The 23,603-nt window shown below is 63.8% G+C and carries 23 protein-coding genes, 1 tRNA gene and 1 other RNA gene; 7 read left to right on the top strand and 18 right to left on the bottom strand.

The features are described from left to right. Positions 1-1,102: 1,102 nt before the first annotated feature. Entirely contained in the window at positions 1,103-1,813 is a 711-nt protein-coding gene (locus QRM60_RS11240) for an rRNA pseudouridine synthase (RefSeq protein WP_115556551.1), read from the bottom strand. A 185-nt stretch (positions 1,814-1,998) separates the two neighbouring features. On the opposite strand from QRM60_RS11240, the gene QRM60_RS11235 reads away from it, so the two are divergent. Next, positions 1,999-2,205 (top strand): hypothetical protein, encoded by a 207-nt coding sequence (locus QRM60_RS11235; protein WP_042594779.1) that lies wholly within the window; start codon positions 1,999-2,001, stop codon positions 2,203-2,205. Between the two features lie 452 nt (positions 2,206-2,657). Here QRM60_RS11235 and QRM60_RS11230 read toward each other — a convergent pair. Next, positions 2,658-2,732, bottom strand: a non-coding RNA gene (locus tag QRM60_RS11230) — sX9 sRNA. A gap of 262 nt (positions 2,733-2,994) precedes the next feature. On the opposite strand from QRM60_RS11230, the gene QRM60_RS11225 reads away from it, so the two are divergent. Next, positions 2,995-5,163 (top strand): methyl-accepting chemotaxis protein, encoded by a 2,169-nt coding sequence (locus tag QRM60_RS11225; RefSeq protein ID WP_115556552.1) that lies wholly within the window; start codon positions 2,995-2,997, stop codon positions 5,161-5,163. Positions 5,164-5,563: 400 nt separating this feature from the next. Beyond that, entirely contained in the window at positions 5,564-5,911 is a 348-nt protein-coding gene (locus tag QRM60_RS11220) for a hypothetical protein (protein WP_115530913.1), read from the top strand. Between the two features lie 166 nt (positions 5,912-6,077). Here QRM60_RS11220 and QRM60_RS11215 read toward each other — a convergent pair whose 3' ends face one another. Together QRM60_RS11215 and QRM60_RS11210 are read right to left on the bottom strand one after the other, a co-directional pair. After that, on the bottom strand, positions 6,078-6,503 hold the full coding sequence (locus tag QRM60_RS11215) for a GNAT family N-acetyltransferase (RefSeq protein WP_115556553.1): 426 nt from the start codon (positions 6,501-6,503) through the stop codon (positions 6,078-6,080). A gap of 165 nt (positions 6,504-6,668) precedes the next feature. Then, positions 6,669-7,295 (bottom strand): LysE/ArgO family amino acid transporter, encoded by a 627-nt coding sequence (locus QRM60_RS11210; protein WP_115530915.1) that lies wholly within the window; start codon positions 7,293-7,295, stop codon positions 6,669-6,671. Positions 7,296-7,401: 106 nt separating this feature from the next. Here QRM60_RS11210 and QRM60_RS11205 point away from each other — a divergent pair, with 106 nt between their 5' ends. Beyond that, a complete protein-coding gene (locus QRM60_RS11205) occupies positions 7,402-8,319 on the top strand; it encodes a LysR family transcriptional regulator ArgP (protein WP_115530916.1) in 918 nt (305 codons plus the stop codon). Positions 8,320-8,390: 71 nt separating this feature from the next. On the opposite strand, the gene QRM60_RS11200 is transcribed toward QRM60_RS11205, so the two are convergent. After that, positions 8,391-10,190 carry a chloride channel protein gene (locus tag QRM60_RS11200; protein ID WP_115530917.1) on the bottom strand — a complete coding sequence of 600 codons (1,800 nt, stop codon included), beginning with the start codon at positions 10,188-10,190 and terminating at the stop codon, positions 8,391-8,393. 570 nt (positions 10,191-10,760) lie between these two features. Here QRM60_RS11200 and QRM60_RS11195 point away from each other — a divergent pair. Next, complete coding sequence (locus tag QRM60_RS11195; RefSeq protein WP_161960919.1) at positions 10,761-12,014, top strand: lipase family protein; 1,254 nt, start codon at positions 10,761-10,763, stop codon at positions 12,012-12,014. Between the two features lie 136 nt (positions 12,015-12,150). Here the strand turns inward: QRM60_RS11195 and QRM60_RS11190 are convergent, their stop codons facing one another. After that, complete coding sequence (locus QRM60_RS11190) at positions 12,151-12,501, bottom strand: response regulator (protein WP_014508607.1); 351 nt, start codon at positions 12,499-12,501, stop codon at positions 12,151-12,153. Next, complete coding sequence (locus QRM60_RS11185; protein ID WP_029628883.1) at positions 12,498-13,505, bottom strand: HWE histidine kinase domain-containing protein; 1,008 nt, start codon at positions 13,503-13,505, stop codon at positions 12,498-12,500. The genes QRM60_RS11190 and QRM60_RS11185 overlap by 4 nt, the downstream gene beginning before the upstream one ends. Positions 13,506-13,845: 340 nt before the next feature. Here QRM60_RS11185 and QRM60_RS11180 point away from each other — a divergent pair, with 340 nt between their 5' ends. Further along, positions 13,846-14,151, top strand: a complete 306-nt coding sequence (locus QRM60_RS11180) for a hypothetical protein (RefSeq protein ID WP_285446225.1) — start codon at positions 13,846-13,848, stop codon at positions 14,149-14,151. A gap of 194 nt (positions 14,152-14,345) precedes the next feature. Beyond that, positions 14,346-14,657, top strand: a complete 312-nt coding sequence (locus QRM60_RS11175) for a hypothetical protein (protein ID WP_153064810.1) — start codon at positions 14,346-14,348, stop codon at positions 14,655-14,657. A 320-nt stretch (positions 14,658-14,977) separates the two neighbouring features. Here QRM60_RS11175 and QRM60_RS11170 read toward each other — a convergent pair. The 11 genes from QRM60_RS11170 to ruvB form a co-directional block, all read right to left on the bottom strand. Next, positions 14,978-15,053: transfer RNA gene (locus tag QRM60_RS11170), tRNA-Lys, on the bottom strand. Between the two features lie 47 nt (positions 15,054-15,100). Continuing rightward, entirely contained in the window at positions 15,101-15,775 is a 675-nt protein-coding gene (gene queC / locus QRM60_RS11165; RefSeq protein WP_285446224.1) for a 7-cyano-7-deazaguanine synthase QueC, read from the bottom strand. A 196-nt stretch (positions 15,776-15,971) separates the two neighbouring features. Next, the gene (queE, locus tag QRM60_RS11160; RefSeq protein ID WP_115530919.1) at positions 15,972-16,655 is read right to left on the bottom strand and encodes a 7-carboxy-7-deazaguanine synthase QueE; all 684 of its coding nucleotides are present in this window, start codon (positions 16,653-16,655) and stop codon (positions 15,972-15,974) included. A gap of 44 nt (positions 16,656-16,699) precedes the next feature. After that, positions 16,700-17,524, bottom strand: a complete 825-nt coding sequence (gene ybgF, locus QRM60_RS11155; protein WP_115556555.1) for a tol-pal system protein YbgF — start codon at positions 17,522-17,524, stop codon at positions 16,700-16,702. A gap of 6 nt (positions 17,525-17,530) precedes the next feature. Beyond that, positions 17,531-18,049 (bottom strand): peptidoglycan-associated lipoprotein Pal, encoded by a 519-nt coding sequence (gene pal / locus QRM60_RS11150; protein WP_011038133.1) that lies wholly within the window; start codon positions 18,047-18,049, stop codon positions 17,531-17,533. A gap of 57 nt (positions 18,050-18,106) precedes the next feature. Then, positions 18,107-19,426 (bottom strand): Tol-Pal system beta propeller repeat protein TolB, encoded by a 1,320-nt coding sequence (gene tolB / locus QRM60_RS11145; RefSeq protein WP_014508613.1) that lies wholly within the window; start codon positions 19,424-19,426, stop codon positions 18,107-18,109. Positions 19,427-19,690: 264 nt separating this feature from the next. Continuing rightward, a complete protein-coding gene (gene tolA, locus QRM60_RS11140; RefSeq protein ID WP_115556556.1) occupies positions 19,691-20,728 on the bottom strand; it encodes a cell envelope integrity protein TolA in 1,038 nt (345 codons plus the stop codon). Beyond that, complete coding sequence (gene tolR / locus QRM60_RS11135) at positions 20,718-21,167, bottom strand: protein TolR (RefSeq protein ID WP_011038136.1); 450 nt, start codon at positions 21,165-21,167, stop codon at positions 20,718-20,720. Before tolR ends, tolA begins: the two co-directional genes overlap by 11 nt. A gap of 91 nt (positions 21,168-21,258) precedes the next feature. Further along, positions 21,259-22,038, bottom strand: coding sequence for a protein TolQ (tolQ, locus tag QRM60_RS11130; protein ID WP_011038137.1), 780 nt, complete (start codon positions 22,036-22,038; stop codon positions 21,259-21,261). Positions 22,039-22,049: 11 nt separating this feature from the next. Further along, positions 22,050-22,508 (bottom strand): tol-pal system-associated acyl-CoA thioesterase, encoded by a 459-nt coding sequence (ybgC, locus tag QRM60_RS11125; RefSeq protein ID WP_011038138.1) that lies wholly within the window; start codon positions 22,506-22,508, stop codon positions 22,050-22,052. A 52-nt stretch (positions 22,509-22,560) separates the two neighbouring features. Then, positions 22,561-23,601 carry a Holliday junction branch migration DNA helicase RuvB gene (ruvB, locus tag QRM60_RS11120; RefSeq protein WP_014508616.1) on the bottom strand — a complete coding sequence of 347 codons (1,041 nt, stop codon included), beginning with the start codon at positions 23,599-23,601 and terminating at the stop codon, positions 22,561-22,563. Positions 23,602-23,603 lie beyond the last annotated feature (2 nt).

Genomic DNA, 23,603 nt, shown 5'->3' with positions numbered 1-23,603 from the left:
AAGACCGAATGAGCACTGCGGTCTAGGTTTCATACCCTCCCTGATCAGCAGATCAGCAACTCCCCTGGCCTGTGGTCACACCAGACCAAGGCATGCGCATCGCGCTTGCTATTGATGCTTTCTCAAGTTGACTGATCAAATTCGCCGCAGCAGCTGATTCTGTAGCCGTGCTGTACGCCTGACGCCGCGTTCAACATTCCAGTCCTCAGTGACCACGGCTACGAGCAGCGCATTTTGAATGCATCGCTGAGTACGCTTGCTGTATCCACCCTGGGTGTACACCCCGGGAGCGGCGTCCCCTGGCTGCACTGCATCCGCAGCCCTTGATCGTCCTCACGCCGTTCTGTCCATCAGCGCCTGCCAACCGGCCGGCTGCATGCACATGGTTCGAGCCTGCGACCAAGCCAAAGGCGCGCTTGAAGCGCATGCACTGAACTTCGCCATCAACCTTTAGACCAAGCCCGCCTGGCGCTCGACGCGTACGTTGCGGCAACGCCAAACGCGCAGTCGAACGCACTAGGAGAAAGGCCAGCAGCGCTGCGACCGCATGCATGCATCAGCGATTGCGTGTCCATTTCACGCTATCACCCAAGGCGCTCGCTAGGCTAAACCCAGTACAGCGCTTGGCTGTTGAATTTCAGGAGATCCACATGGGCGATAACTCATTTCTGTCACCGGCCTTCGTCATCCTGGTGGTTGGCATCATCGCCGTGGTGGTATGGCTGGTGACCCGCGCCAAGAAGAAGCGCAACAAGAAGTGATTCACACGCGGCAACTGCGGCGGAGCACGTCGGCGCGCTGAAAGGCGCGTCTCTACTCCAGCGTTCAGGAGTTCGAAGTACCTCGCGGATCGGCAGTCTGTTCGCGGCATGTGCAATGACGAACATCGCCTAGCGCGACGAAAGCTTGCTTACTCTCGCGTCTCGATCAGCCAACCGATTACTGCAGCGGCTCACATCACGATCAGCCCTCGCCCATCTGCAGAGGCAGAAGCAGAGGCAAGCGCATCGTGATGCACTCAGCGCAGCACATCAGGCAACGCTCGGAATTCCGACCGCTTTTTTATCGCCGCACGAGTTATCGGGCGACGCACGCCACAACGTCAGAAGCGCTCGCCGTTGGGCAGGTAACGCCATTCGCCTAGCGCGAGTTTGCCCAACGAAATCCGGCCAACACGCAGGCGACGGATGGTGACCACCTCCAGCCCCACCTCGTTGCACATGTAGCGCAGTTGCCCCGGCTGCACGTGCTTGATGGCAAAGCGCAGACGCTCTTCGTTCTGCCAGCTCACCTTGCAGGCCGGCAGGCTCCGTTGCTGATACACCAGGCCGCTTGCCAGCCGCGCCATGCCGTACGGGCGCAGTTCGCCGCGCACTTCCACCAGATACTCCTGCTCGATTGTGGCCGCATCGGCAGTGAGCCTGCGCAGGATCCGGCCGTCCTGGCTGAGCACCAGCAGCCCGCTGGCCTCGTCGTCCAGCGGCATCGGCGCGCTCAGGCGCAGGAAGTGGCGCTTCAGCACGCGGATCTCGGTCTGATCCAGGCTGCTGCGGCTTTGCGGCGTGGCCAGCGCCACGGCGGCCTCGCAGCTCATGCCAGCCGGCTTGTTCAGCAGCAAGGTGGCGGGCTCGGCCTGCCCAAGCACCGCGTCGGCCGCCAGGCTCACCTGCTGGCCGGTGATCGGCGCCTGCGGCTCTTCCACCACCACACCGTCCACACTGACCCATCCCCCTTCGATGTATTGCTGCGCCTCGCCGCGCGAACAGCCGAACACGGCAGCCACGTGCTTGTCGAGACGGATCGGATCGGACATCGGTCATGCTCTACGTCAGGGCCGGGCAGTGTACGTGGTCGCTGCCGCCGGTACGACGCCCGCAGCCCTGTGCCAAGGTGTGCCTCTCTCATCCGCACAGCGGCGCCAGCCAAGGCTTGGCAAGCCCCGTGCTTCTGCCATGCCGCACAAAGTGGGACACTCGCCACTCACATAGGAGACCACAGATGTTCATCACGTTCGGCACCACCCGGGTTCGCCTCAACCATATCTCCGTCATCAGCGATCCGTTCAATGCCGGGGAGAACTTTGGTTCGTATTGCCACACGGTCCGCATCGGCCTGATCTCAGGCGAAGAGGTCGTGGCGCGCTTCAACACCGAGGCAGGCGCCGAGCAGTTGCACGCAGACGTGCTCGCCGCACTGGAAGCCTGATCACGGCCAACGTATGCGCCCTCCCAGGCCGCGCCTGTATGCGGCGCAGCGTTGTTCGGTGCGGCGTTGTTTACATTGCTGCGTGTGTGGAAGCAGCGCCTTGCCACGATCGCGTGACACGCAGCCACTGAGGCAGGCGCCTCCACTGCGTTCTTGGGCTTCTGTGTAGCGCCTGTCGGACACACTGACTCACCGTGCCCGGTGCGACTGGCAACGGCACGTTGCCTGCCTGCAAGGCGCGCTTTTCTGCAGTGGGACACCAGACCAGCAAGCAGACGCTGCCATTGGCAGCTGACATGGTGGTGATCGCCGAATGGCCAGCCCCGCTTGGATCGACATCGCTGTGGAGTCGTTAGCGGTGGGCGGAATCGAACCGTCGCGCAGCGCCGCCAAATGCGGTTACTTCGACCAGGCGCATACGTCAAATCGTCTCTGAAAAAGCCTCTAAGAGCGGCTAACAAAACGTAGCGAGCAGCCGTCAGGTGGGTGCGGACGGCGCGGAGGAACCGGAGTGTACGGGGGTACATGAGGATTCCGAGCACCGGCCGCGCCCGCCTGGCGGCTGCGCAGTAGTTTTGATAGCTGCTCTAAACCAGTGCTGGTCACCGCGCCTGTCAGGTCCCTAATGACAGCCGTCAGGAGATCCCTTCTAAGGCACTGAATCTGTCGTAACCATTTACGGTTTTGTACCTTTAGGCATCCCATTCCGGGCCGCTAGCTGGTCAAGACGCCCGCGCCGATGCATGGCATCCCCGCAGGCCCCTCAGCTGCACCACCCTGGATGCTGTGATGAACAACTATCTGCAACGCCTCAACGTCGGCCGCCGGCTCGGTATGGCTTTCGGCATCTTGATCCTGCTCTCCGGCCTGTTGGTTGCCACCGGCCTGGTGACGATGGCCAACGCACGCTTCGAGCTCGACACCATCGTCAACAACAACATGGAGCGCATCCAGCTCTCCACTGAGATGCTCGACGCCAATACCAATGTGGCGATCGGCCTGCGCGACATCGTGATGGTGTCAGGTGAGGCGGCCAACCGCCATTCGATGGAAATGATCGAAGCCAACCGCAAGCGGTACAAGAACGCGCATGACGCGTTGGCAGCCATGCCCAGCAGCGCGCTGGAAAAAGACGCGCTCACATTGGTGCAGCAGAAGCGCGATGTGTCGGTGAAGTTCAACAATCAAATCCTTGAATACGGCCTGCGCGATCAGAACGATCAGGCGCAGGCATTGCTGCAGGGCGAAGCCGCAGTGGCGATGGACGCACAGCAGGCCGCTATCCGCGCAAATGCGGCCCTGGAACGCCGCCTCAGCAAGGAAGCCTACGCCGCGGCGGTTGCCTCCATGCATCGCGGCAAGGTCACGTTGGCCACTGGCGGCATCGCCGCACTGCTGATCAGTGCATTACTCGCATGGTTGATCACGCGCAGCCTCACAGCCCCGCTCAGCCAGGCGACCCGCACCGCCGAATCCATCGCCGCCGGTAACCTGCACAACGACGTCCACACCACGGCCACCGATGAAACCGGGCGGCTGCTGCAGGCCATGGACAAGATGCAGCTGCAGCTGCGCAACCTGATTGCCGCACAGACCGACATGGCCAAGCGCCACGACAATGGCCAGATCAGCTTCCGCATCGATGCATCTGCCTTCCCCGGCGACTACGGCCGCATGGCCAACGACACCAATCTGCTGGTGGCCTCGCACGTCGCGGTGCAGACCGATCTGGCACGCATCATGGGCCGCTACGCGGTGGGCGAGCTCAGCGAAGACATGCAGCCGCTGCCCGGTGAGAAGGCGGTGTTCAGTGACACGATGTCGCAGGTGAAGCTCAACCTTTCGGCAATGAATCACGAGATCAAGCATCTGGCACAGGCGGCGGCGAACGGCGACTTCAGTGCACGTGGCGACGCCGAGCGCTTTCAGTTCGATTTCCGGGTGATGGTGGAAAGCCTCAATCACCTCATGTCCACCGCCGACGGCAACCTGCAGTCGTTGTCCTCGCTGCTGCAGTCGATCGCGGCCGGTGATCTGACCGCGCGCATGAGTGGCGAGTTCCGGGGCGTCTTTGCGCAGATGCGTGACGATGCCAATGCCACCGCCAGCCAGTTGGCGCAGATCGTCGGCAACATCCAGCAGTCCGCAGTGTCGATCAACGCGGCCGCCAGCGAAATTGCTGCCGGCAATCAGGACCTTTCGCAACGCACCGAGCAGCAGGCCGCCAATCTGGAGGAGACCGCCGCTTCGATGGAAGAGCTCACCTCCACGGTCAAGCAGAACGCCGAGAGTGCACGCCAGGCCAACCAATTGGCGATCGGCGCGGCGCGGGTCGCCTCGCAAGGCGGCGAGGTGGTTGGCAAGGTGGTCGAGACCATGACCGGCATCGAAGCCTCGTCGAAGAAGATCGCCGACATCATCTCCGTCATCGACGGCATTGCCTTCCAGACCAACATCCTGGCCTTGAACGCTGCGGTGGAAGCAGCACGTGCCGGCGAGCAAGGCCGCGGTTTCGCCGTGGTCGCGTCGGAAGTGCGCACGCTCGCGCAGCGCTCCTCCGGTGCAGCCAAGGAGATCAAGGATCTCATCGACGACTCGGTGCAGCGCGTCGCCGAAGGCTCCGCATTGGTGCACACCGCCGGCAAGACCATGGGCGATGTTGTGGCCAGCGTGCAACGTGTCACTGACATCATGGGGGAGATCTCCGCGGCCTCGCAGGAGCAGTCGGCCGGCATCGAGCAGGTCAATCAGACCATCACCCACATGGACGAGACCACGCAGCAAAATGCCGCGTTGGTGGAAGAAGCCACTGCCGCGGCGCGTTCGATGGAAGAGCAAGCCGAGCAACTCACTGACGCGGTAGCCATCTTCAAGATCGATGCGCGGCAGACACGCAGCGCCAATACCCGCACAGCCGAGCCGGTGGCGCAGCTGTTGAACAAAGTACGTAGCGCCTGATCGACAGTGCCGGGATCAGCTCGCCGGCTGTGCCTCGCCAGCTCAGGTGCAGCACACGAAGAAAGCGCCAACCGGCGCTCTCTTCGCGTGTGTCAAGCGCGTTTCATGGGCCTTTACGGCCAGGCAGACATCGCCGGCAACACACCCTTTTGCACACAGAAATCCGCCAGAAACAAGCATCAAACGCATACCGGGAGTGCTTGCGCAGATGGCGTCAGCTGGGTACGCTGCCGCGGTCGAAAGAGAGCAGGCCGGATGGTAGCCCGGCCACCGCCAGACAGGCGACATCTTAGCCATCAGGTACCCACGACATCCGCCGCCGGCGTTGCCGGTAACGCAGATGTGTGGGTGGGAGTGACACATCCCGCATGGCGCATCTGCTCGACCAAGGATCCCCGTGATGATCGTCACTGCTCCCGCTCCCCCCTTCCCGATGCGTTCCGCGCGCACCAGTCCCAACACTGCCCGTTCTGCGTCGTCCATGCGCGATCCAAGCGTGCTTGCCGACGCCGACTGCGCGCATCTGCATTGGCACCGCGGATGGGTGGACGCGCTGCAAATCTGGCAACGCGATGTCCGGCTGGCCGATGCGCGCATGTGCATGCTCGCGGTGTGGCCGTCTGCACCACATTGGGAATGGGAGGCGATCGACCCCGCGCATGATCGTCATCTGGCCGGTGGTTGTAGCGCAACCCAAGCCGACGCACTGGCATGTGCAGAAGACTGGATGCATGCCGTGCAGAGATGATGGCTGCGCGCACGTTGCATGCTGTGTCCTCTCTCGCACGTACCGCCTGCGACGGCTGCGTTGTGCGCCACGGCTGCACCACGCGAGTAGCGCGCACTTCGCATGATCACCCCGGCGCACTGCTGGCTAACTAGGCAGCAGCAAAGCTGAAAATTGCCCCCGGAATCTAGACCGAATACAACCCAGGAACATACCGCTCCATCAACGACTGCGGAAACAACGGCGGCGTAAACCCGTAGCGTGCGTACAGGCCATGCGCATCACTGGTGGCCAGGCTGAAGCGGCGTAGCCCCTGCAGATCGGGATGCGCCATGACCGCATCCATCAGCGCCTTGCTGTAGCCGCGGCCGCGGTGCTCCGGCAGCACGAACACATCGCCCAGGTACGCAAAGGTCGCATAGTCGGAAATCACCCTGGCGAACGCGACTTGCTGGCCATCGACAAACCCGCCGAAGCACAACGAATGATCGATCGCGCGCTGCACAAGGGCGAGGGGAATGTCCTTGGCCCAATCGGTGTCTTGTGACAGCGTGCGATGGATCAAGCCGATATCGAGCAGGGAGTTGTCGGTGCTGACGTGGAAGTGGGGCATGTGAAGTGTCCTGGCAAAGGGCATGGAGCGACGAACAAGCGACGTGCGCATCCGCAGTTGCGTGCGGCCGGTGAGCAGAATCCCGCACGGCCAGCTTGCCCACTCAGGCTGCTTCAAACTATCCGCACCAACGGACGACCGCGCACTTGCTTGCGTTCGCCGCAGTTAACCCAAGGTCGTATGCTGCGGCAGCAGGAGCGCCACGCACAACACCAGCATGAATACGGCGATGCAAGCATCCAGCACCCGCCAGGCGCGTGGGTTACGGAACACCGGTTGCAGCAGCCGCGCGCCATAGCCCAGCGCGCAGAACCAGGTGATGCTGGCAAGGCAGGCACCCAGTGCGAATGCCCAGCGCAGGACGCCGGCATGGCGTGCGGAGAGGCTGCCCAGCAGCACCATGGTGTCCAGATACACGTGCGGGTTGAGGAAGGTGAAAGCCAGGCAGGTCAGCGCCGCCTGCTGCCAGCGCTGATCGTCGCGTTCGGCAGGTGCCAGTGCGCCCTGCCCGCGCCAGGCGCGTTGGGCGGCCATCGCCCCGTACACTGCCAGGAACGCCGCACCCGCATAACGGAACAGCTGCAGGATCTGCGGCCAGTGCTGCACCACCGCGCCAATGCCGGCGACGCCGGCCAGGATCAAGGTGATGTCGCCAAAGGCGCAGATGGCCACGACCAGGCCGACATGCCGCCGCTGCAGCCCCTGGCGCAGGACGAATGCGTTTTGCGCCCCGATGGCGATGATGAGCCCGGCGCTGGCAATGAAGCCGGAAAGTGCTGCGTTGAAGACCATGGCGCGGTGTCTGTTGGTTGCGTGCGGCAAGACTGCCGCCGCCCCTAGGATTAGGAAACCTAAATATTCTGTATGCTCCAAAGGAAATCTAATCCGGCGAACTCGCATGGAGTTGTTGCATCCACAACTGGCCGCGTTCGCTGCCGTGCTTGATGAAGGCAGCTTTGAGTTGGCTGCACGCAGGCTGTCGGTGACCTCGTCCGCGATTTCGCAGCGGATCAAGGCACTGGAAGACCGGCTGGGCCAGGTTCTGGTGTTGCGCACAGCGCCCTGCCGCGCGACCCCGGCCGGCGAGCGCTTGCTCCGCAGGCTGCGGCCGATGCAGGTGCTGCAAGCCGAGGCAATGGCCGATTTCCTGCCTGACGCGGGTGCTGGCGGCACGCCGCGCACGCTGTCCATCGCCGTCAACGACGACTCCTTGCAGACCTGGGTGCTGGCCGCATTGGCCGAGTTGCACAAGGCGCACGGCTTGTTGTTCGACGTGCATGTCGATGACCAGGACCACACCCTGGAGCTGCTGCGCGCCGGCACGGTACTGGGTGCGGTCACTGCCGAACGCCGGCCACTGCAAGGCTGCAATGTGCAGCCGCTGGGCACCATGCGCTACCACGCCATCGCGTCGCCGGATGTTGTGGCCCGCTACTTCAGCAGCGGCCTGGACGCCGCCGGGTTGAGCCGCGCACCGATGATGGTGTTCAACCGCAAGGACGCGCTGCAGGCACGCTTCGCGCGACGCATTACGCGCATGCAGCTGTCCCCGCCGATCCACTACCTGCCCACATCCACCGGCTTCGTGGACGCCGCGGCGCGCGGGCTGGGCTGGTGCCTGGCGCCGGAGGCGATGGTGTTGCCGGCAGTAGAGCGCAAGACGCTGCTCATCATCGACCCGACGCGCTGGCTGGATGTGCCGCTGTACTGGCAGCATGCCGCGGTGCGCTCGACCACCTTGCAGCGCCTGGGCGATAGCTTGCGAACCGCAGCGGCGGCAAGCTTGCGCGTTGGCAAGCAGGGGCCCGCTCACTGAACGCTGCTCGAAGCGTTCGCGTGTCGCGTTCCAGACTCCGCGCGGCCCACGCCCACGCGGCCAACCCACGCTCACTCCTCGCCGGTCCCCCGCTCGCCCATCAGCTCGCGCTCGCGTTTTTCCAGCTCTTCGGCATACCGCTTGCGCACGAAGCCCTCGGATAACACGCCCAGCACGGTGCGCTGCTGATCGATCACCGCCAGCTCATCGGCCTGGGTGGCATCGAAGACCTTCATCACCGCCACGATATCGGTGTCTGCCAGCAACGCGGCGTCGCGGTGCTGTGCGTAGTCGCTCACCGGCGCATCCTCGCGCACGCGATCGCCATACAGGATGGCCAGTGGCACCACGCCGGCGTATCGCCCCAGGGCGTCTTCCAGCACCACCCGCTGCGTGGAGCCAAGTGGAAAGCGCCGACGGAATTCGCTGACGCTGGTGTCGTCGCGGGTGTGGTTGGCATCCTTGCGCATCATCTTGCCAGCCGACAGGTGGCGCACCCAGCCCACGTCGCGCGCGCTACGGATGTTTTCGCCACGCAGGTGCAGGCGCCAGGTAGAGAACGAATAACCGAACACCTGCCGCACCACCGTGTTGGCCACCAGCACCGCCGCCATCACGGCGCTGGCAAGCACGAAATCGTGTGTGCCCTCCAGGATCAGCATCGCCATGGTCATTGGCGCGCCCACAATCGCCGCCGCAAGCGCCGCCATGCCCACCAGCGAGGCGCTCGTGGTGTCCACCATTGCCGCACCCATCAGCAGATTGGTGCCCACCGCAAACAAGGCGCCCACCAACGAGCCCATGAACAGCGACGCAAAAAACAGGCCGCCGCGGAACCCGAATCCCAGCGAGATGCCCGAGGCCAGGCACTTCAATACCAGCAAGGTCAGCAGAAACTGCAGCGTGGTGGTGCTGGTCAGATCCAGATGCAAGGCGCCGTGGCCGGAGGACAGCACCTGCGGCGAATACGCGGCCAGGGGAATCAGCAACAGGCCACCGATCACTGGCCGGCCCCAGAGCGGCAGATTGATCCGCCCGACGCCACGCTCGATGCCGGCAACCAGCCGCATCACCGCAATGCCGATCACCGCACAGGCCAGGCCCAAGGCGATATAGATCGCGTAGTCGCGCGGCTGCAGTTGGTAGGCCACCGCCGCCGGCAATGCGTATGGCGTGGCACCCAAGGCGTTAGCCATGAACGCGCCGGCCAGCGCGGCTGCCGCCACCGGCGCCAGCGCCGATGGCGTATAGGCACCGATCACGATCTCGAATGCGTAGAACGCGCCGGCCAGCGGAGCACCAAACGCTGCTGCGATCGCGCCCGCCGAGCCGGCACCAACCAGCGTGCGCATGTCTGTACGACGCACGCGCAGGACCCGTCCCAGCTGCGAGCCCGCACCGGAGCCCATTTGCGTGTAGGTCGCTTCCAGGCCCACCGAGGCACCGAACCCGTTCGAGAGCAAGGTCTGCACCGCAACGATCAGGTTGTCGCGCATCGACATGCGCCCGCCGTGCAGCGCATTGGCTTCCACCGCGTCCACCAATGGCCGTTGACGGCGGCGCGCCAGCAATGCGACCAGACCCACCAGCAGGCCGCCCAGCGGCAACGCCAACAATTGCTGCACGCCGATGCCGTCCGCCGTACTGAGCCGCTCGCCTGGCGCCAACCCGTACAGCCACGTTTGCAACGTGTGGGCCAGACCGGCCTGTAGCACGGTCAGTACTGCGGCAATCAATCCCACCACCGCAGCCAGGCTGATGAACCACAGATCGTTGGCGCGAAACTGCCGGCGCAGCCAGCCCAGCAGCAGATCGAGCGGGACCCGTGCACGCTGTACAGACCGGGAAACGCGAAGGCGTAGCGATTGCATGAGGGCAGATGCACGTCCTACCCGGCAGAGCAGGATCACGCGCGCAGTGAGGATGCGTCATTGTGCAACATCGCTGCGGACGCCACCGTTGAGGCCCTGGGAGTCTCATCTCGCGGCGCCCACTTCACCGGCCGCCGCGACTCGCTCTTGAAAACAACAGACGCTCCAGCTGGTCTGCACCACAGACAGACAACGCGCAGCCAACGCATGAGTCCTCAGGCGCACCCACTGCGGCAAAACGATAGCGCCTGTCACATTGCAGCAGTCACCGGCCAGCGGTGAAACGCAGTGCGTGCGTCGCTACGTGCCTGCCGGCTAAACCAGCGTCAGCGCAGGTCATGCCGCTTCGTACGATGACCATGTGCTTCGCCATGCCGACTCTTCTCAGCGCTATGCAGGCACATAGTGCGCGCTCTCAACGCGCTGAGCTTTGATCGATGAATACCCCCTCCTGAGTCCGCTGCAGCCTGCTTGCGCGCCGGACGCGCGCACCCGGCATCCCCTTGATCAGCGCACTGACCAACTCCTACTTCCGGCCCACCCCCTGGGCCATTGAACAAGGCCACTTCCATGTTTCCACGCCAACACCGTACAGCGCTCCACATCCTTGCCATCGCCGTTGCCGGCGCCCTGCTGCCCGGCATGGCGTTGGCTGCGCCTGCACGCGGCACGCTATTGAACAGCAACTTCCTGAGCAGTTACACGCGCGATGCGATCGCCGTGCTGGTCAAAGACGACCAGCCGCTTGAGCAGCCCAAATGCAATGTGCGGCTGGCCGAATTCACCTATGCCACCGTTGGTGTCAACGGCGAGCCCACCACGGCCTCCGCCGCGATGTTGGTACCGGGAGGTCCGCAATGTCAGGGGCCCTATCCGCTGCTCGGCTGGGGCGACGGCACGCAGACGCTGCGGCGCGATGAGATGGCCAAGGACATCCGCGATGCCAAGGGCAATGACCCGCTGGTAACGCACCTGGCCAGTCAGGGCTATGTGGTCGTCAGCACCGATTACCTCGGGCTCGGCAAGTCCAGCTATCCCTTCCATCCTTATTTGCACAGCGCGGCCGAAGCCAACGCGATGATCGATGCGCTGCGCGCCGCACGCACCATACTGGACCGGTTAAACACGCCGTTGTCGGGCAAGGTGATGTTGTCGGGTTACTCCGTCGGCGGGCACGCGGCGATGGCCAGCCAACGCGAGATCGAAGCGCATCTGTCGAAGGAATTCAATCTGGTCGCCAGCGCACCGATTGCCGGCCCGTACGCGCTCGAACAGACCTTCGTCGATAGCTGGAGCGGGCGTAATGCGGTCGGCGAAAGCACCTTCGGCCTGGTGCTGGCGAGCTACGCCATCGTCGGCATGCAGCACGCGTATCAAAACATCTATACCGCCCCATCGCAGGTGTTCCGCGCGCCGTGGGCGGCCACCGTCGAATCCCAGTTCCCCGGCACCAAGAGCCTGCTGGACCTGTTTGTCGATCTGCCGGAGATCGGCAAGGTCAAACAGTACTTCCAGGCCGATTTCTACCGCGACTTTGCCAGCAACCCGAACAATCCCTTCCGCAAGGATTTGGCCCGCAACGACCTGCTGGACTGGAGCCCACGGACCAAGACGCTGCTGTGCGGCTCGTCCAATGACGCCACCGTGCCGCTGAAGAATGCAACCACTGCCATCGCCGCTTTCAAGCAGCGCGGCAGCACCCAGGTGTCACTGGTGGACCTGGGCACCGGCAATGCCAGCGACAATAGTGCCGGTGAGCATCTGGCCATCAAGGACAGCTGCATCGTGGCGGTGCGCCAGCAACTGTTGGACAAGCAGCGCTGATCGATCCCGCGCAAGGGCTCCCCGGAACGCCGCGATTTTTCGGGCGTTCCGGAGAGCTTTGCAGTGCAGGGTGATCGCATGGACGACGTAGTCGCTTCAGCGTTTCGGGCGCAGTGCGTGCTAATGCAAGGCGCGATCAGGGCTTCTGCAACAGCGCCAATGCGTCCTGCAGGTCGCGGAAACGAAAGGGCTTCTGCACCCCGTGCCGGTGACGGAACTTCTCCGGAATCCCGCTGGAGGCATAGCCGGTCACGAAGATATACGGCACGCCGCGCGCATCCAGTTCTTCGGCAATCGGGAAGGACATTGTGCCGCCCAGATTGACGTCCAGCACCGCCATATCCAGATTGCCCTGTTTCACCGCCTCAAGCGCGGTGCTTACATCGCCCACGGTCCCGGCCACTTCATAGCCCAGTTCGGCCAGGCAATCTTCGAGCAACATGGCCACCAGCGACTCGTCTTCTACCACCAGTACGCGCGCACTCATGCTGCCAGCTCCGCGGTCGCAGCGGGCAACGCCAACGACACGCGGTAGGACACACCCGCCGTATCGAAGACCCAGGACACATCACCATTGAGATCGTGCTTCAGACCCCGCTCCAGCAATCGCGAGCCGAAGCCCTTGCGTTGCGGCGGCTGCACTTCCGGGCCACCGCTTTCCTGCCACAACAACTCCAGGCGATTCTCGCCCTCGCGCATGGTGCACTCCCAGGCAATCCGCACGCGCCCTTCTGCGGACGACAGTGCACCATGCTTCACGGCATTGGTGCACAACTCATGCAAGGCCATTGCCAGCGCCAGTGCGCGGCGCGGGTCCAGCCGGCAGGAACTGCCATGCAGCTCGAACCGCTGCCCCTGGTGTGACTCGCACAGCTCCACCGCATCGCGTGTGAGTTCAGCGATATCGGCGCTCACCCAATTCTCGCGGGTCAAGGTGTTGTGCGCACTGGAGAGCGCCATGAGGCGCGCGTCGATCTTTTCATTGGCATCGTCCAGGCTCTCAGCGTTCTTCAGCGACTGCCGCGCCAGGGACTGCACCATCACCAGGGAATTTTTCACCCGGTGATTGAGCTCATTGATCAGCAGCTGCAGATGCTGCTCATGCTGCTTGCGTTCGGTGACGTCACGGGTGGCACCGGCGATGGCCTCAACGCGGCCATCGGGCCCGAACACCGGCGTAAAAATGTAGTCATACACCCGCACGCCCTTGCTGATGTGCGGGAACGGCACTTCGCCACGCAATGGCTGGCCGGTGGCAATGACGCGCTCGATTTCCTCATCGTGCATCGCCGCGTGCCACGGCTCGTAGCCGATCTCCAGACAGGTCTTGCCGGACGCCTGCTCCCACTCCATGCCCCACATCGCCAACAGCGCTTCATTGGCATAGATGAAACGGTGCTGGGTATCGAACACGTACAGGAGATCGGGAGTGGCCTGCAAAAGCGCTTTGTAGATGCGCGATTTCGCGGCGTCTTCTTGCTGCTCGGCTATCACGTCATCTGGCCCCGGAATTGGCGTGCACGATAGCAGGCTGATGTGAAAACCTCATCATGAACCACGCCCGGCGGGCGGACTGATCCATTGCGCACGCCAGGCGCACCAGTGGCATCGAATCGAGTGCTTTGACCTCGACCTACTGGCGACGTGGGAGCAATCGCGGGTCACTTCGATAGGGATTTGACCGGCTTGCATCACTTACCGCGATGCAGCGCTTTTTTGAATATTGGGAATCGATCGGAACAACCAGCCGCCAGAGCGAATGCGATTTTCCAGACGAGCAACCAAATTGCGTAACGTCCCGCCAACGCGGTAACGGGCGAGGCCGATCGATATGACCCTCTCAAGAGAAATCCCCGAAAAACTCAATAAATTCCGACAAGGCGTCATTCCTTCATTACTGGTTTTAACGGCCGCCTTCATTCTCTATCAAAATGAAATACATTCGCCGCATCGATATTCAAGCGGCACAGGAAATGCACCAATCGCTCCTGCGCATTCCTTCCTCACGCTACGCAGGCATTGGACCCAATGGCTGTGCCAGATCCAGGATCAGGAAAGTTTCTACAGTGTCAGTTTTGTGTCACCCGAGCAGTGCGCGCAGATCTATGGCGAGGCTGTCGACACGCCTGAAGAATGAATCGAACGCGTTCAATCTCAGCATGCTGAGATAGGCAATCAGCCATTCGCCGCAGCATGCTGAATAACGCACATCGGTAATACGAAAGACGCGGCAAGCGTCATGGGATCGTCTTATCTGCGCCGTAGCCTGCGCGACGACAAGGTTCCACCAGCCGCATAACTCCATTTCCTAGCAAAGCGACCCTTATGAACATGCACGAGCCCCTGCGTCGAAAATCGATTCAAAAGACCATTATTGTTTCCGCGATTTTTCTTTTATTTGCGGGAACCAATTTGGCCGTCGCAAAGCCTTTGAACTTCGTCTATCAAACGACTCAGATGACCTCCTTCACCGCTGGCGGGCCCGGCCGGACCGAGATATTTAATCAGCAATGGGCTGATGGCGCAGCGCAATGCCGCGATGCGTTTCCGCAAACCACCGCCGTGCGGCTGGGCCGGGTCAACGCACGTGCAATCAATGCCAGGACCTACGCCGTCACCGGCAAATGGATCTGCAAAGGCTGATCACATCGCCACCTGACACTGGCCCCGGGCAAGACCGGGGCAGCAGCTTCGGCCGGCGTCACCGACTGACGGCATCCAGCGCTCACCGCAGACCGCCGTGCTACGCGCGCGGCATCACGGTGGCAGCCGTGACAGCCGCGACGACCGTTGCCCCAGGGGATGCATGGCGGACACGAGCTGCCATCTTGGCCACTCGTATACGCCTCGGAACGCAGGCCCGCTCCCTGCAACGACCGACCGGGGCCGCGGAGTGCCAACCAGAACGGCTCGTACAGACAAACAAAAGGCGCCAAAGGCGCCTTTTTGCTGACTGGATTGAATGGTGGGCCGTGATGGATTCGAACCATCGACCAAAAGATTAAAAGTCTTCTGCTCTACCGACTGAGCTAACGGCCCACTGCCCCGACTGTGCGCCGGGGTGCGCATTCTACCCTACACCGGCGTCAAGACGAAATCGCGTAATGCGTCGGGTCCGGCACGTCGGCGTCGGCAAAGCCGGTTGCTCGCAGACGACAGGCATCGCAATGGCCGCAGGCACGTCCGTCGGCGTCGGCGTTGTAGCACGAGACGGTGAGGCCGAAGTCCACGCCCAGGCGCACGCCCTCACGCACGATGTCGGCCTTGCTGAGGAACTGCAGCGGCGCATGCACGCGCAGGCCCGCGCCTTCCACGCCGGCCTTGGTGGCCAGATTCGCCAGTACCTCGAAGGCACGCACGAACTCTGGCCGGCAGTCCGGGTACCCGGAATAGTCGACCGCATTGACGCCGCAGAACAGGTCGTTGGCGCCGACCACTTCGGCCCAACCTAACGCCAGCGACAACATGATGGTGTTGCGCGCCGGCACGTAGGTGACCGGGATTCCCACACCTCCAGCTTCCGGCACGTCGATGTCAGCGGTCAGCGCCGAGCCACCGATGCTGCGCAGGTCAACGTCCACCACCTTGTGCGCCACCACGCCCTGCGCGGCGGCGACGCGCGCTGCCGCGTCCAGCTCGGAAGTATGGCGCTGCCCATAGCGCACGCTCAACGCATGCACCGCGAAGCCCTGCTCTTGCGCAAGCGCGATGACGGCGGCGGAGTCCATGCCCCCGGACAATAGAACAACGGCTTTTTTCATGAAGGATCAGACAGTGGACAACAGAAGCGGAAAGGCTAGCAGGGTCGGTCGGTGAGGCGGTAGCGCAGCGCATAAGGCAGAAGACTTTTCATCTTCTGCGCCTGACGCACCGGCGCAAGCAACACACCACACACCGCGGCGCTCACCTCAACTCAATCCGCGCCTCCACATGCACCGCAGCGGTAAGGCCGGCGTTTCAGCGGCCCGGTGCGTCGTCCCAAAGGATCTTGTGCAACTGCATCTGGAAACGCACCGGCAGCCGGTCGGCGACAATCCAGTCGGCCAACTCGCGCGCGCTCACCTGACCCTTGCTGGGCGAAAACCACACCGTGCACCGGCGATCCAGCGCCTGCGTGGCGACCACATCGCGCGACCATTCGTAGTCGGCGCGACTGCAGATGACGAACTTGATCTGGTCGCGCGCGGTCAGCAACGGCAGATTGTCCCAGCGGTTGCGGTGCTCTTCGCCCGAGGCAGGGGTCTTGATGTCCACCACGCGCGAGACGCGCGCATCCACAGCGGACACATCCAGCGCACCGGAGGTTTCCAGCGAGACATCGAAACCGGCGTCGCAGAGTTTGTGCAGCAGCGCCAGGCAGCGCTTCTGTGCCAACGGTTCGCCGCCGGTGACGCAGACGTGGCGCACGCCGTGGCTGGCGACTTCGGCCACGATCGCGTCGATATCATGCCATTCGCCACCATGGAAGGCGTAGGCGGTATCGCAGTAGGTGCAGCGCAACGGGCAGCCGGTCAGGCGTACGAACACCGTCGGCCAGCCGGCCGCTTCGGCCTCGCCTTGCAAGGAAAGGAAAATCTCGGTGATCTTCAATCGCGGCAACGGCGACTGGACGATCTCGCTGGGGACGGCGGCGGCGTTCATGGACAAAGTATGCGCCGCGCCCGAAGGCAGCAACGCGAAACGGCTCAGCGCAGTTGCTGACCGAGGCGGATGGACTGCAGACGCTCCTGCGCAACGCGTGCCGCGTCGGAGCCTGGGTACTGCGTGGCGACCTGCTGCAGGGTCTGCTGCGCTTCGGTGTTCTTGCCTTCGCCATACTGCGACAGGCCGAGCTTCAGCAGGCCGCCAGCGGCCTTGTCATGCGTGGGGTAGCGGCTCACGAGATCGCGAAACTGCGCCTCGGCCAGCTGGAAATTTCGGGTGGCGTAATAACTCTCACCCAGCCAATACAGTGCATTGGGGGTGTAGACGCCATTGGGGTACAGCTCGAGAAAGCTGAGGAACAGCTGCGACGCATCGTCATACTTGCCGTTCTTCAATGCATCGAAGGCCACGTTGTAGGCAGTGCGCTCTTCGTTGCTGATGGCCAGCGTGCCTGGGTCACCATGGACAGTGGGCGGCTTCTCGGAAGTAGCCGCCGTTGCAGGCCGCGCGGCCGGTGCCGGTGCCGGTGCTGGGGTGACGCTGCCGGTAGCCGATGGCAGTGGCGGAACCGCACCACCCGCACCTTCCAGCCGATTCAGGCGCCCGTCCAGATCCAGGTACTGGTCTTTGGACTGTTGCTTGAGTTGCTCATTGTCATGCTGCAGCTGTTCCACCGTTGCCCGCAACGCCTGCAGGTCCGAACGCGCCTGCTGTAGCTGATTGAGGAGATCGTTGTTGGCCTGACTATTGGCCTGCTGCTGCTCGAGCACGGCAACACGGTCAGCGAGACTGGCCCGCTGCGCGTATGCCGGCGCGGCGACCACAAGGGCCGCCGCGACGAACAGGGATGTCACTCGAAAGCGCATCGCTTCTTACTGAGCCGTGTACACGATCTCGACGCGGCGGTTCTGCGACCAGCAGCTTTCGCTGGTTTCGGTGCAGACCGGACGCTCTTCGCCGTAGCTGACAACGGTCAGCTGGCTGGCCGAACCACCGGCAGCCTGCAGAGCCGACGACACGGCATTGCCGCGACGCTCGCCCAGGCCCATGTTGTATTCACGCGAACCGCGCTCGTCGGCATTGCCCTGCAGGGTGATGCGCGAGGACGGACGGTCACGCAGGTACTTGGCGTGGCACGCCATGATGGCCTGGAATTCCGGCTTCAGGGAGTCCTGATCCAGATCGAAGTAGACAACGCGCTGGCGCAGGCAAGCATCGGTATCCAGGTCGCCCGGGCCGTACAGGCCAGAGGTGGACGGACCGGTCGGAGCGGTGGAACCGGCGGTGGTGTCAGTTGCAGGAGGCGGAGTTTCCTTCACCTTCTTGGAGCAACCGGCCAGCACTGCAACGGACAACAGGGAGACAAGCAAGACGCGGGTGGACTTGTTCATGGGATACCTATGGAGGCTCTGGGCCAATGAGTGGTTTAACGCAGCGAAATATTAACATTAATGCGCGGTTCGGTAAGGCCCCCATGCGGGTTCTCTTACATCACCGTCGGCCAGAACCAGGCGCTGGCGGACCCGTGCGTCGGCGGACACGGCGTACAGGACGCCCCGGCCACCCTCACGTGCGGCGTACAACACCATGCTGGCATTCGGCGCGAAGCTCGGGGATTCGTCCAGCGAACCCGGCGACAACGTGCTCCAGCTGGGCGAACCCAGGCTGCGATCCATCATGGCGATGCGATAGGTATTGCCGCTGCCCTGTGCCACGGCAACCTTCTTGCCGTCGAACGAGACACTGGCGGTAGCGTTGTAGTTGCCCTGGAAGGTCACGCGGTTGGCGCTGCCGCCACTGGCTGCGACCTGATAGATCTGCGGGCGGCCACCACGGTCGGAGGTGAAATAGATGCTGCCGCCGTCCGGTGCCCAGGTCGGCTCGGTATCGATGCCGAAGTGGTTGGTCAGCTGGGTCAGCTGCTTGCTACCCAGGTCCATCACGTAGATCTCCGGGTTGCCGCTGCGCGACAGGGCCAGCGCCAGGCGACGGCCGTCAGGCGAGAACGAGGGCGCGCCGTTGATGCCGCGGAAGCTGGAAACCAGTTCGCGTGCGCCGCTGGCGATGTCCTGCAGGTAGATCGAGGAATTGCCGCGCTCGAAGCTCACATAGGCCAGCTTCTTGCCGTCCGGGCTCCAGTTCGGCGACAGCAACGGCTCGGCCGAACGCACGATGGTCTGCGGGTTGTAGCCATCGGAGTCGGCCACCATCAGCGCATAGCGCATCGAGCCGCCGCTGCCGCTGGCGGTCACGTAAGCGATACGGGTCCAGAACGCGCCACGCACGCCGGTGACTTTTTCATAGATGGCGTCGGCCATCTGGTGCGAGACATCGCGCATCGCATTGGCGCGTGCGGTCATTGCCAGGCCCAGCAGGCGCTCGCCCTTGGCCACGTCGAACAGCTCGTATTCGACGCGATAGGCGCCCTCGCCCGCGTCCATCACGCGGCCGACCACGATGTAGTTCTGCTTGAGCGTGCGCCAGGTCTGGAACTGCACCTCGGTGCCGCGGGTCGGCTTTTCAACGATCTGCGCGGCCGGCAGGGTGCGGAACTGACCGGAACGGTCCAGGTCGGCACTGACCACGGCGGAGACGTCGGTCTGCGGCGCGGTACCGGAGCCCTGGTACGGCATGGGAACGACAGTGATCGGCGTGGCCGAGGCGCTGCCGCCGACAATATCAATAGTGAGCCCTTGCTGTTGCGCGAGCGCGCTCAGCGGCAGCAACAGGGCGGTCAAGGCAGCTAACCAACGCAGCGGTTTCTTCATGGACGGCTCGGATCGGGCAGGAAAAGTGGGCAAGGGATACCAATCAGCGAGTGAACATACTCGCAATCATGAACGAGACAACGTGAAAATGAAGCGAGTGGTGCCGGGACTGCGCAAAACCGTTGCAGGCGCTGATGCTGCCCGGCGCAGGACCTGGCTGCGGCTACCGCGTCCGGGCGCATGCGCCTGCGTGCTGCGCAACTCCCGGCCCGGGATTTGCGCGTACAGCGCCACAGAGCCAGGCGCGCGGCACGCACCTCCCGCTTACTGATCCTGCGCGGTGAACACAAACGTCAGATTGCGCTGAAACACCGATTCGAACCCGCGGTACGGCAATGGCTGGGCGCTCAGCACGGCGGCCTCGATCGACCGCTGGCCGGCCTCGTCGTACGGGCAGCCCGGCGCGACCTTGGCCTCCATCACCTGGCCGCCGGGGAGCTGGCGGATGTTGATGGTGCACTTCTGGCCCGGCGGGACCGACGGCGGACGCACCCACTGCGCCAGCACCTTCTGCTGGATCGCCGCGGCGTACTTGGCCGACAGGTCGGTGTTGGTGCCGCCCTGCCCTGCCGTGGGCTGGGCAGTTGCGGCAGCGGCCGAAGAGGCTTGCTGCGCACGTGCCGCAGCCACCTGGCGCAGCTTCTGCTCCGCCAGCTTGGCTTCCTTGTCGGCCTGCTCGCGCTGGCGGCGGATGTCGGCGATCTTCTTTTCGCGCTCGGCCTGTGCGGCCTGCTGCACGGCGGCCTGCTTCTTCTTGGCGTCTTCCTCTTCCTGTTGCTTGGCCAGGCGCAGCTTCTGCTCAGCTTCTTCCTGGCGTTTGCGTTCGGTCAGGTCGATCTGCTCCTGCCGACGCTTGGCTTCCTGCTCCTGCTTGGCCTTTTCCTCGGAAATGGCCAATGCATCGACCTTGTCCTGATCGACCTTGTCGGGCTGGGCGACGCGCTCTTGCGCCTGCGCCTGCTGCTGCGTCGGCGCATCCTGCGGGCGCAACTCGGCAATCGGCTGCGGCGGCGGCACGCTGTCTTCCGGCGCCGGCTCGGGCAAGGGGGCCGGCGGCGGAGGTGGTGCGATCGGGGTCGCGTTCAATGCCTGGCGGGCAACGCGGGCTTCGGCAGCCGACACATCCAGCGAGGCTTCCATGCTCGGGTCGCCAGCGGCTGGCTCTACCGAACGTTCGGGCGACCACAGCCAGCCGGCGATGAACACCAGCGCCACCAGAATGTGCACAGCCAAAGCCAGCATGACCGGGCGGGCCCAGCCATCCTCGCGCGCCGCCTGTTGGGGGAAAGCGTCAGCGTGCATCACTGCCTGCAGCGCCGCCGGAGTCGGAGATCAGGCCGACCTTCTCGACCTTGGCCTGCTTGAGGACGTCGATGGCATCCATGATCTTCTGGTACGGCGCGGCGCGGTCGCCGGCCACCACCACGCGGGCCTCTTTGTCCTGCGCCACGATCGCGGCCAGCTGCGCCTGCAACCCGGCCACGTCCATTGCCTGCGGCTTGCCCTTGGGCAACTGCAGCGCCAGCTGGCCGTCGGCGGCCACCACCACCACGATCGGATCCTGCTTGCTCTCCAGCGCCTTGGCGCGCGAACTCGGCAGGGTCACGTCGGTGCTCAGCGTGAGCAGCGGCGCGGTGACCATGAAGATGATCAGCAGCACCAGCATCACGTCGATGTACGGCACGACGTTGATCTCGGATTTGAGCTTGTGCTTCTTGCGGCGGGAAATACCGGACATCATCGCGGAACGTTCCTAAGGGATGCCCCGCACATGCAGGTGCGGGTGTTTGCGAGGGACTCGCCTGTCTGCGGGCGCCTGCCAGCGGCGCGCATTATTCGTCCGCGCCGGCCTGGCGCTGCAGGATCGAGCTGAACTCGTCGGCGAAGGTCTCGTAGCGCACCGACAGCCGTTCCACGCGAGTGGTGAAGCGGTTGTAGGCCCACACCGCCGGAATCGCCACGAACAGGCCGATGGCGGTGGCGAACAAGGCTTCGGAAATACCCGGCGCCACCGCAGCAATACCGGCCTGCTCGCCGCTGCTGACCATGTCGTGCATGGTCACCATGATGCCGAACACGGTACCGACCAGGCCCACGTACGGCGCGGTGGAGCCGATGTTGGCCAGCAACTCGAGATTGCGCTCGAGCTGGTCCACTTCCCGCGTAAAGGCGGTCCGCATGGCGCGCTGTGCGCCTTCCAGCTGCACGCGCGCATCCAGGCGACGGCGGTCGCGCAGCCGCGAGAACTCGCGGAAGCCGCTTTCGAACATCGACTCCAGGCCACCGACGGTACGGTTGCGATCGGTTGCCGAGGCGTAGAGCTTGGCCAGGTCCGCACCGGACCAGAAGCGGTTTTCGAACTCGTCCGCCTCACGGTTGGCCTGCTTGAAGGCACGCGCCTTGCGGAAAATGATGACCCAGCTGATGAACGAGCCGATCAGCAGCAACAGCACGATGATCTTCACCGGGATGCTGGCCCGCAGGATCAACTCGGCATAGTTGATGCTGCTGTTGTGCGCCACGCTGGCGGTCTGCGCCGCAGCGGCGGTGACTTCCTGCGGCAGCGCTTCCACTACCGTGTCCTGCAGGGCCAGGAGCAATGCGATCGACATCCGTTGGTTCCTTAGTAATCGGATTCTGTGGTTTCTAGAGCTTTCAACGCGTCAAACAGCGCATCGTCCATGCCGCGTGGGCGGAAGTCGCTGCCACCGAGTGCGGCAATGCGCACCTCGGCGGTCAGCAGAACTTCGCCCTCGCGCCTGACCGACTGCGCAAATATCAGGCTGGCCCGCTTGCACCGGGTGAGCACCGCCGAGACCGACAGTGCGTCATCCAGCCGAGCCGGCTTGAGGAAATCCAGTTGCATGGAGCGGACCGCGAACACCAGATCGTGCTGCTGGCGCAGGCGTTCCTGCCCAAAGCCCAGTGCCCGCATCCATTCCGTGCGCGCCCGTTCCATGAAAGCAACGTAGCGCGCGTGGTAGACCACGCCCCCGGCGTCGGTATCTTCCCAGTACACGCGTGTCGGCCAACTGAATACAGGTGGGGATTGGGGAATCGGGAGTCGGGAATCGGCGGTCATGGGAGCATGCTTCTAGTCGAGACAGCCCACACGCGCCCAAAGCGAGCAGCCATCAGAACAGGTCTCCGGGTTCGCCGATAGCGGGCGCACGGTCGCGCGGCGGTTTCAGCCCAAGGTGCAGATAGGCTTTCGGCGTGACCATGCGGCCGCGCGCGGTGCGGATCAGGAAGCCCTGCTGGATCAGATAGGGCTCGATCACGTCTTCCAGCGTGCCGCGCTCCTCGGACAACGATGCGGCCAGCGACTCCACGCCCACCGGCCCGCCGTCGAAATGATCGACGATGGTGCGCAACATGCGGCGGTCGAGCTCGTCAAAGCCCTCCGGGTCCACCTTCAACATCTGCATGGCGGCCTGCGCCACCGTCAGGTCGATGTGGCCGGCGGCCTTGACCTGAGCGAAATCGCGCACCCGCCGCAGCAGCCGGTTGGCGATGCGCGGCGTGCCGCGCGCGCGGCGCGCGATCTCGGCGGCGCCATCGGGCGTGCAGTCGATGCCCAGGATCGCCGCCGAGCGAATCACGATGCGGGTCAGCTCCTGCGGCGAGTAGAACTCCAGGCGCTGCACGATGCCGAAGCGGTCGCGCAACGGCGCGGTCAGCAGGCCCGCGCGGGTGGTCGCGCCGATCAGCGTAAACGGCGGCAGGTCGATCTTGATCGAACGCGCGGCCGGGCCGTCGCCGATCATGATGTCGATCTGGAAGTCTTCCATCGCCGGATACAGCACTTCTTCCACCACCGGCGAGAGGCGATGGATCTCGTCGATAAACAACACATCGTGCGGCTGCAGATTGGTCAGCAGCGCGGCCAGGTCACCGGCCTTTTCGATCACCGGACCGGAGGTGACACGCAGGCTGACGCCCAGTTCGTTGGCGATGACGTGGCTGAGCGTGGTCTTGCCCAGGCCGGGCGGCCCGAAGATGAGCACGTGATCCATCGCCTCGCCGCGCGCCTTGGCCGCCTGGATGTAGATCTCCATCTGGTCGCGCACCGGCTGCTGGCCGAGGTAATCGGCCAGGCGCTTGGGGCGGATGCTCGCATCGGCGGCCTCGTCCTCACGGGTGGCGCTGCTGGCGATGGTGCGCTGTTCAGTCATCC

Source organism: Xanthomonas sp. fls2-241-TYG-148, from assembly GCF_030208815.1.
GTDB classification, from domain to species: Bacteria; Pseudomonadota; Gammaproteobacteria; order Xanthomonadales; family Xanthomonadaceae; genus Xanthomonas; species Xanthomonas campestris.
Note: the sequence above shows the minus strand (reverse complement) of the source record. Positions and strands in the feature narration are given on the sequence as shown.

Coding starts and splice junctions, on each gene's coding strand:
- QRM60_RS11240 (WP_115556551.1), bottom strand. CDS start 1,813: ATGTCCGATCCGATCCGTCTCGACAAGCACGTGGCTGCCGTGTTCGGC.
- QRM60_RS11235 (WP_042594779.1), top strand. CDS start 1,999: ATGTTCATCACGTTCGGCACCACCCGGGTTCGCCTCAACCATATCTCC.
- QRM60_RS11225 (WP_115556552.1), top strand. CDS start 2,995: ATGAACAACTATCTGCAACGCCTCAACGTCGGCCGCCGGCTCGGTATG.
- QRM60_RS11220 (WP_115530913.1), top strand. CDS start 5,564: ATGATCGTCACTGCTCCCGCTCCCCCCTTCCCGATGCGTTCCGCGCGC.
- QRM60_RS11215 (WP_115556553.1), bottom strand. CDS start 6,503: ATGCCCCACTTCCACGTCAGCACCGACAACTCCCTGCTCGATATCGGC.
- QRM60_RS11210 (WP_115530915.1), bottom strand. CDS start 7,295: ATGGTCTTCAACGCAGCACTTTCCGGCTTCATTGCCAGCGCCGGGCTC.
- QRM60_RS11205 (WP_115530916.1), top strand. CDS start 7,402: ATGGAGTTGTTGCATCCACAACTGGCCGCGTTCGCTGCCGTGCTTGAT.
- QRM60_RS11200 (WP_115530917.1), bottom strand. CDS start 10,190: ATGCAATCGCTACGCCTTCGCGTTTCCCGGTCTGTACAGCGTGCACGG.
- QRM60_RS11195 (WP_161960919.1), top strand. CDS start 10,761: ATGTTTCCACGCCAACACCGTACAGCGCTCCACATCCTTGCCATCGCC.
- QRM60_RS11190 (WP_014508607.1), bottom strand. CDS start 12,501: ATGAGTGCGCGCGTACTGGTGGTAGAAGACGAGTCGCTGGTGGCCATG.
- QRM60_RS11180 (WP_285446225.1), top strand. CDS start 13,846: ATGACCCTCTCAAGAGAAATCCCCGAAAAACTCAATAAATTCCGACAA.
- QRM60_RS11175 (WP_153064810.1), top strand. CDS start 14,346: ATGCACGAGCCCCTGCGTCGAAAATCGATTCAAAAGACCATTATTGTT.
- queC (WP_285446224.1), bottom strand. CDS start 15,775: ATGAAAAAAGCCGTTGTTCTATTGTCCGGGGGCATGGACTCCGCCGCC.
- queE (WP_115530919.1), bottom strand. CDS start 16,655: ATGAACGCCGCCGCCGTCCCCAGCGAGATCGTCCAGTCGCCGTTGCCG.
- ybgF (WP_115556555.1), bottom strand. CDS start 17,524: ATGCGCTTTCGAGTGACATCCCTGTTCGTCGCGGCGGCCCTTGTGGTC.
- pal (WP_011038133.1), bottom strand. CDS start 18,049: ATGAACAAGTCCACCCGCGTCTTGCTTGTCTCCCTGTTGTCCGTTGCA.
- tolB (WP_014508613.1), bottom strand. CDS start 19,426: ATGAAGAAACCGCTGCGTTGGTTAGCTGCCTTGACCGCCCTGTTGCTG.
- tolA (WP_115556556.1), bottom strand. CDS start 20,728: ATGCACGCTGACGCTTTCCCCCAACAGGCGGCGCGCGAGGATGGCTGG.
- tolR (WP_011038136.1), bottom strand. CDS start 21,167: ATGATGTCCGGTATTTCCCGCCGCAAGAAGCACAAGCTCAAATCCGAG.
- tolQ (WP_011038137.1), bottom strand. CDS start 22,038: ATGTCGATCGCATTGCTCCTGGCCCTGCAGGACACGGTAGTGGAAGCG.
- ybgC (WP_011038138.1), bottom strand. CDS start 22,508: ATGACCGCCGATTCCCGACTCCCGATTCCCCAATCCCCACCTGTATTC.
- ruvB (WP_014508616.1), bottom strand. CDS start 23,601: ATGACTGAACAGCGCACCATCGCCAGCAGCGCCACCCGTGAGGACGAG.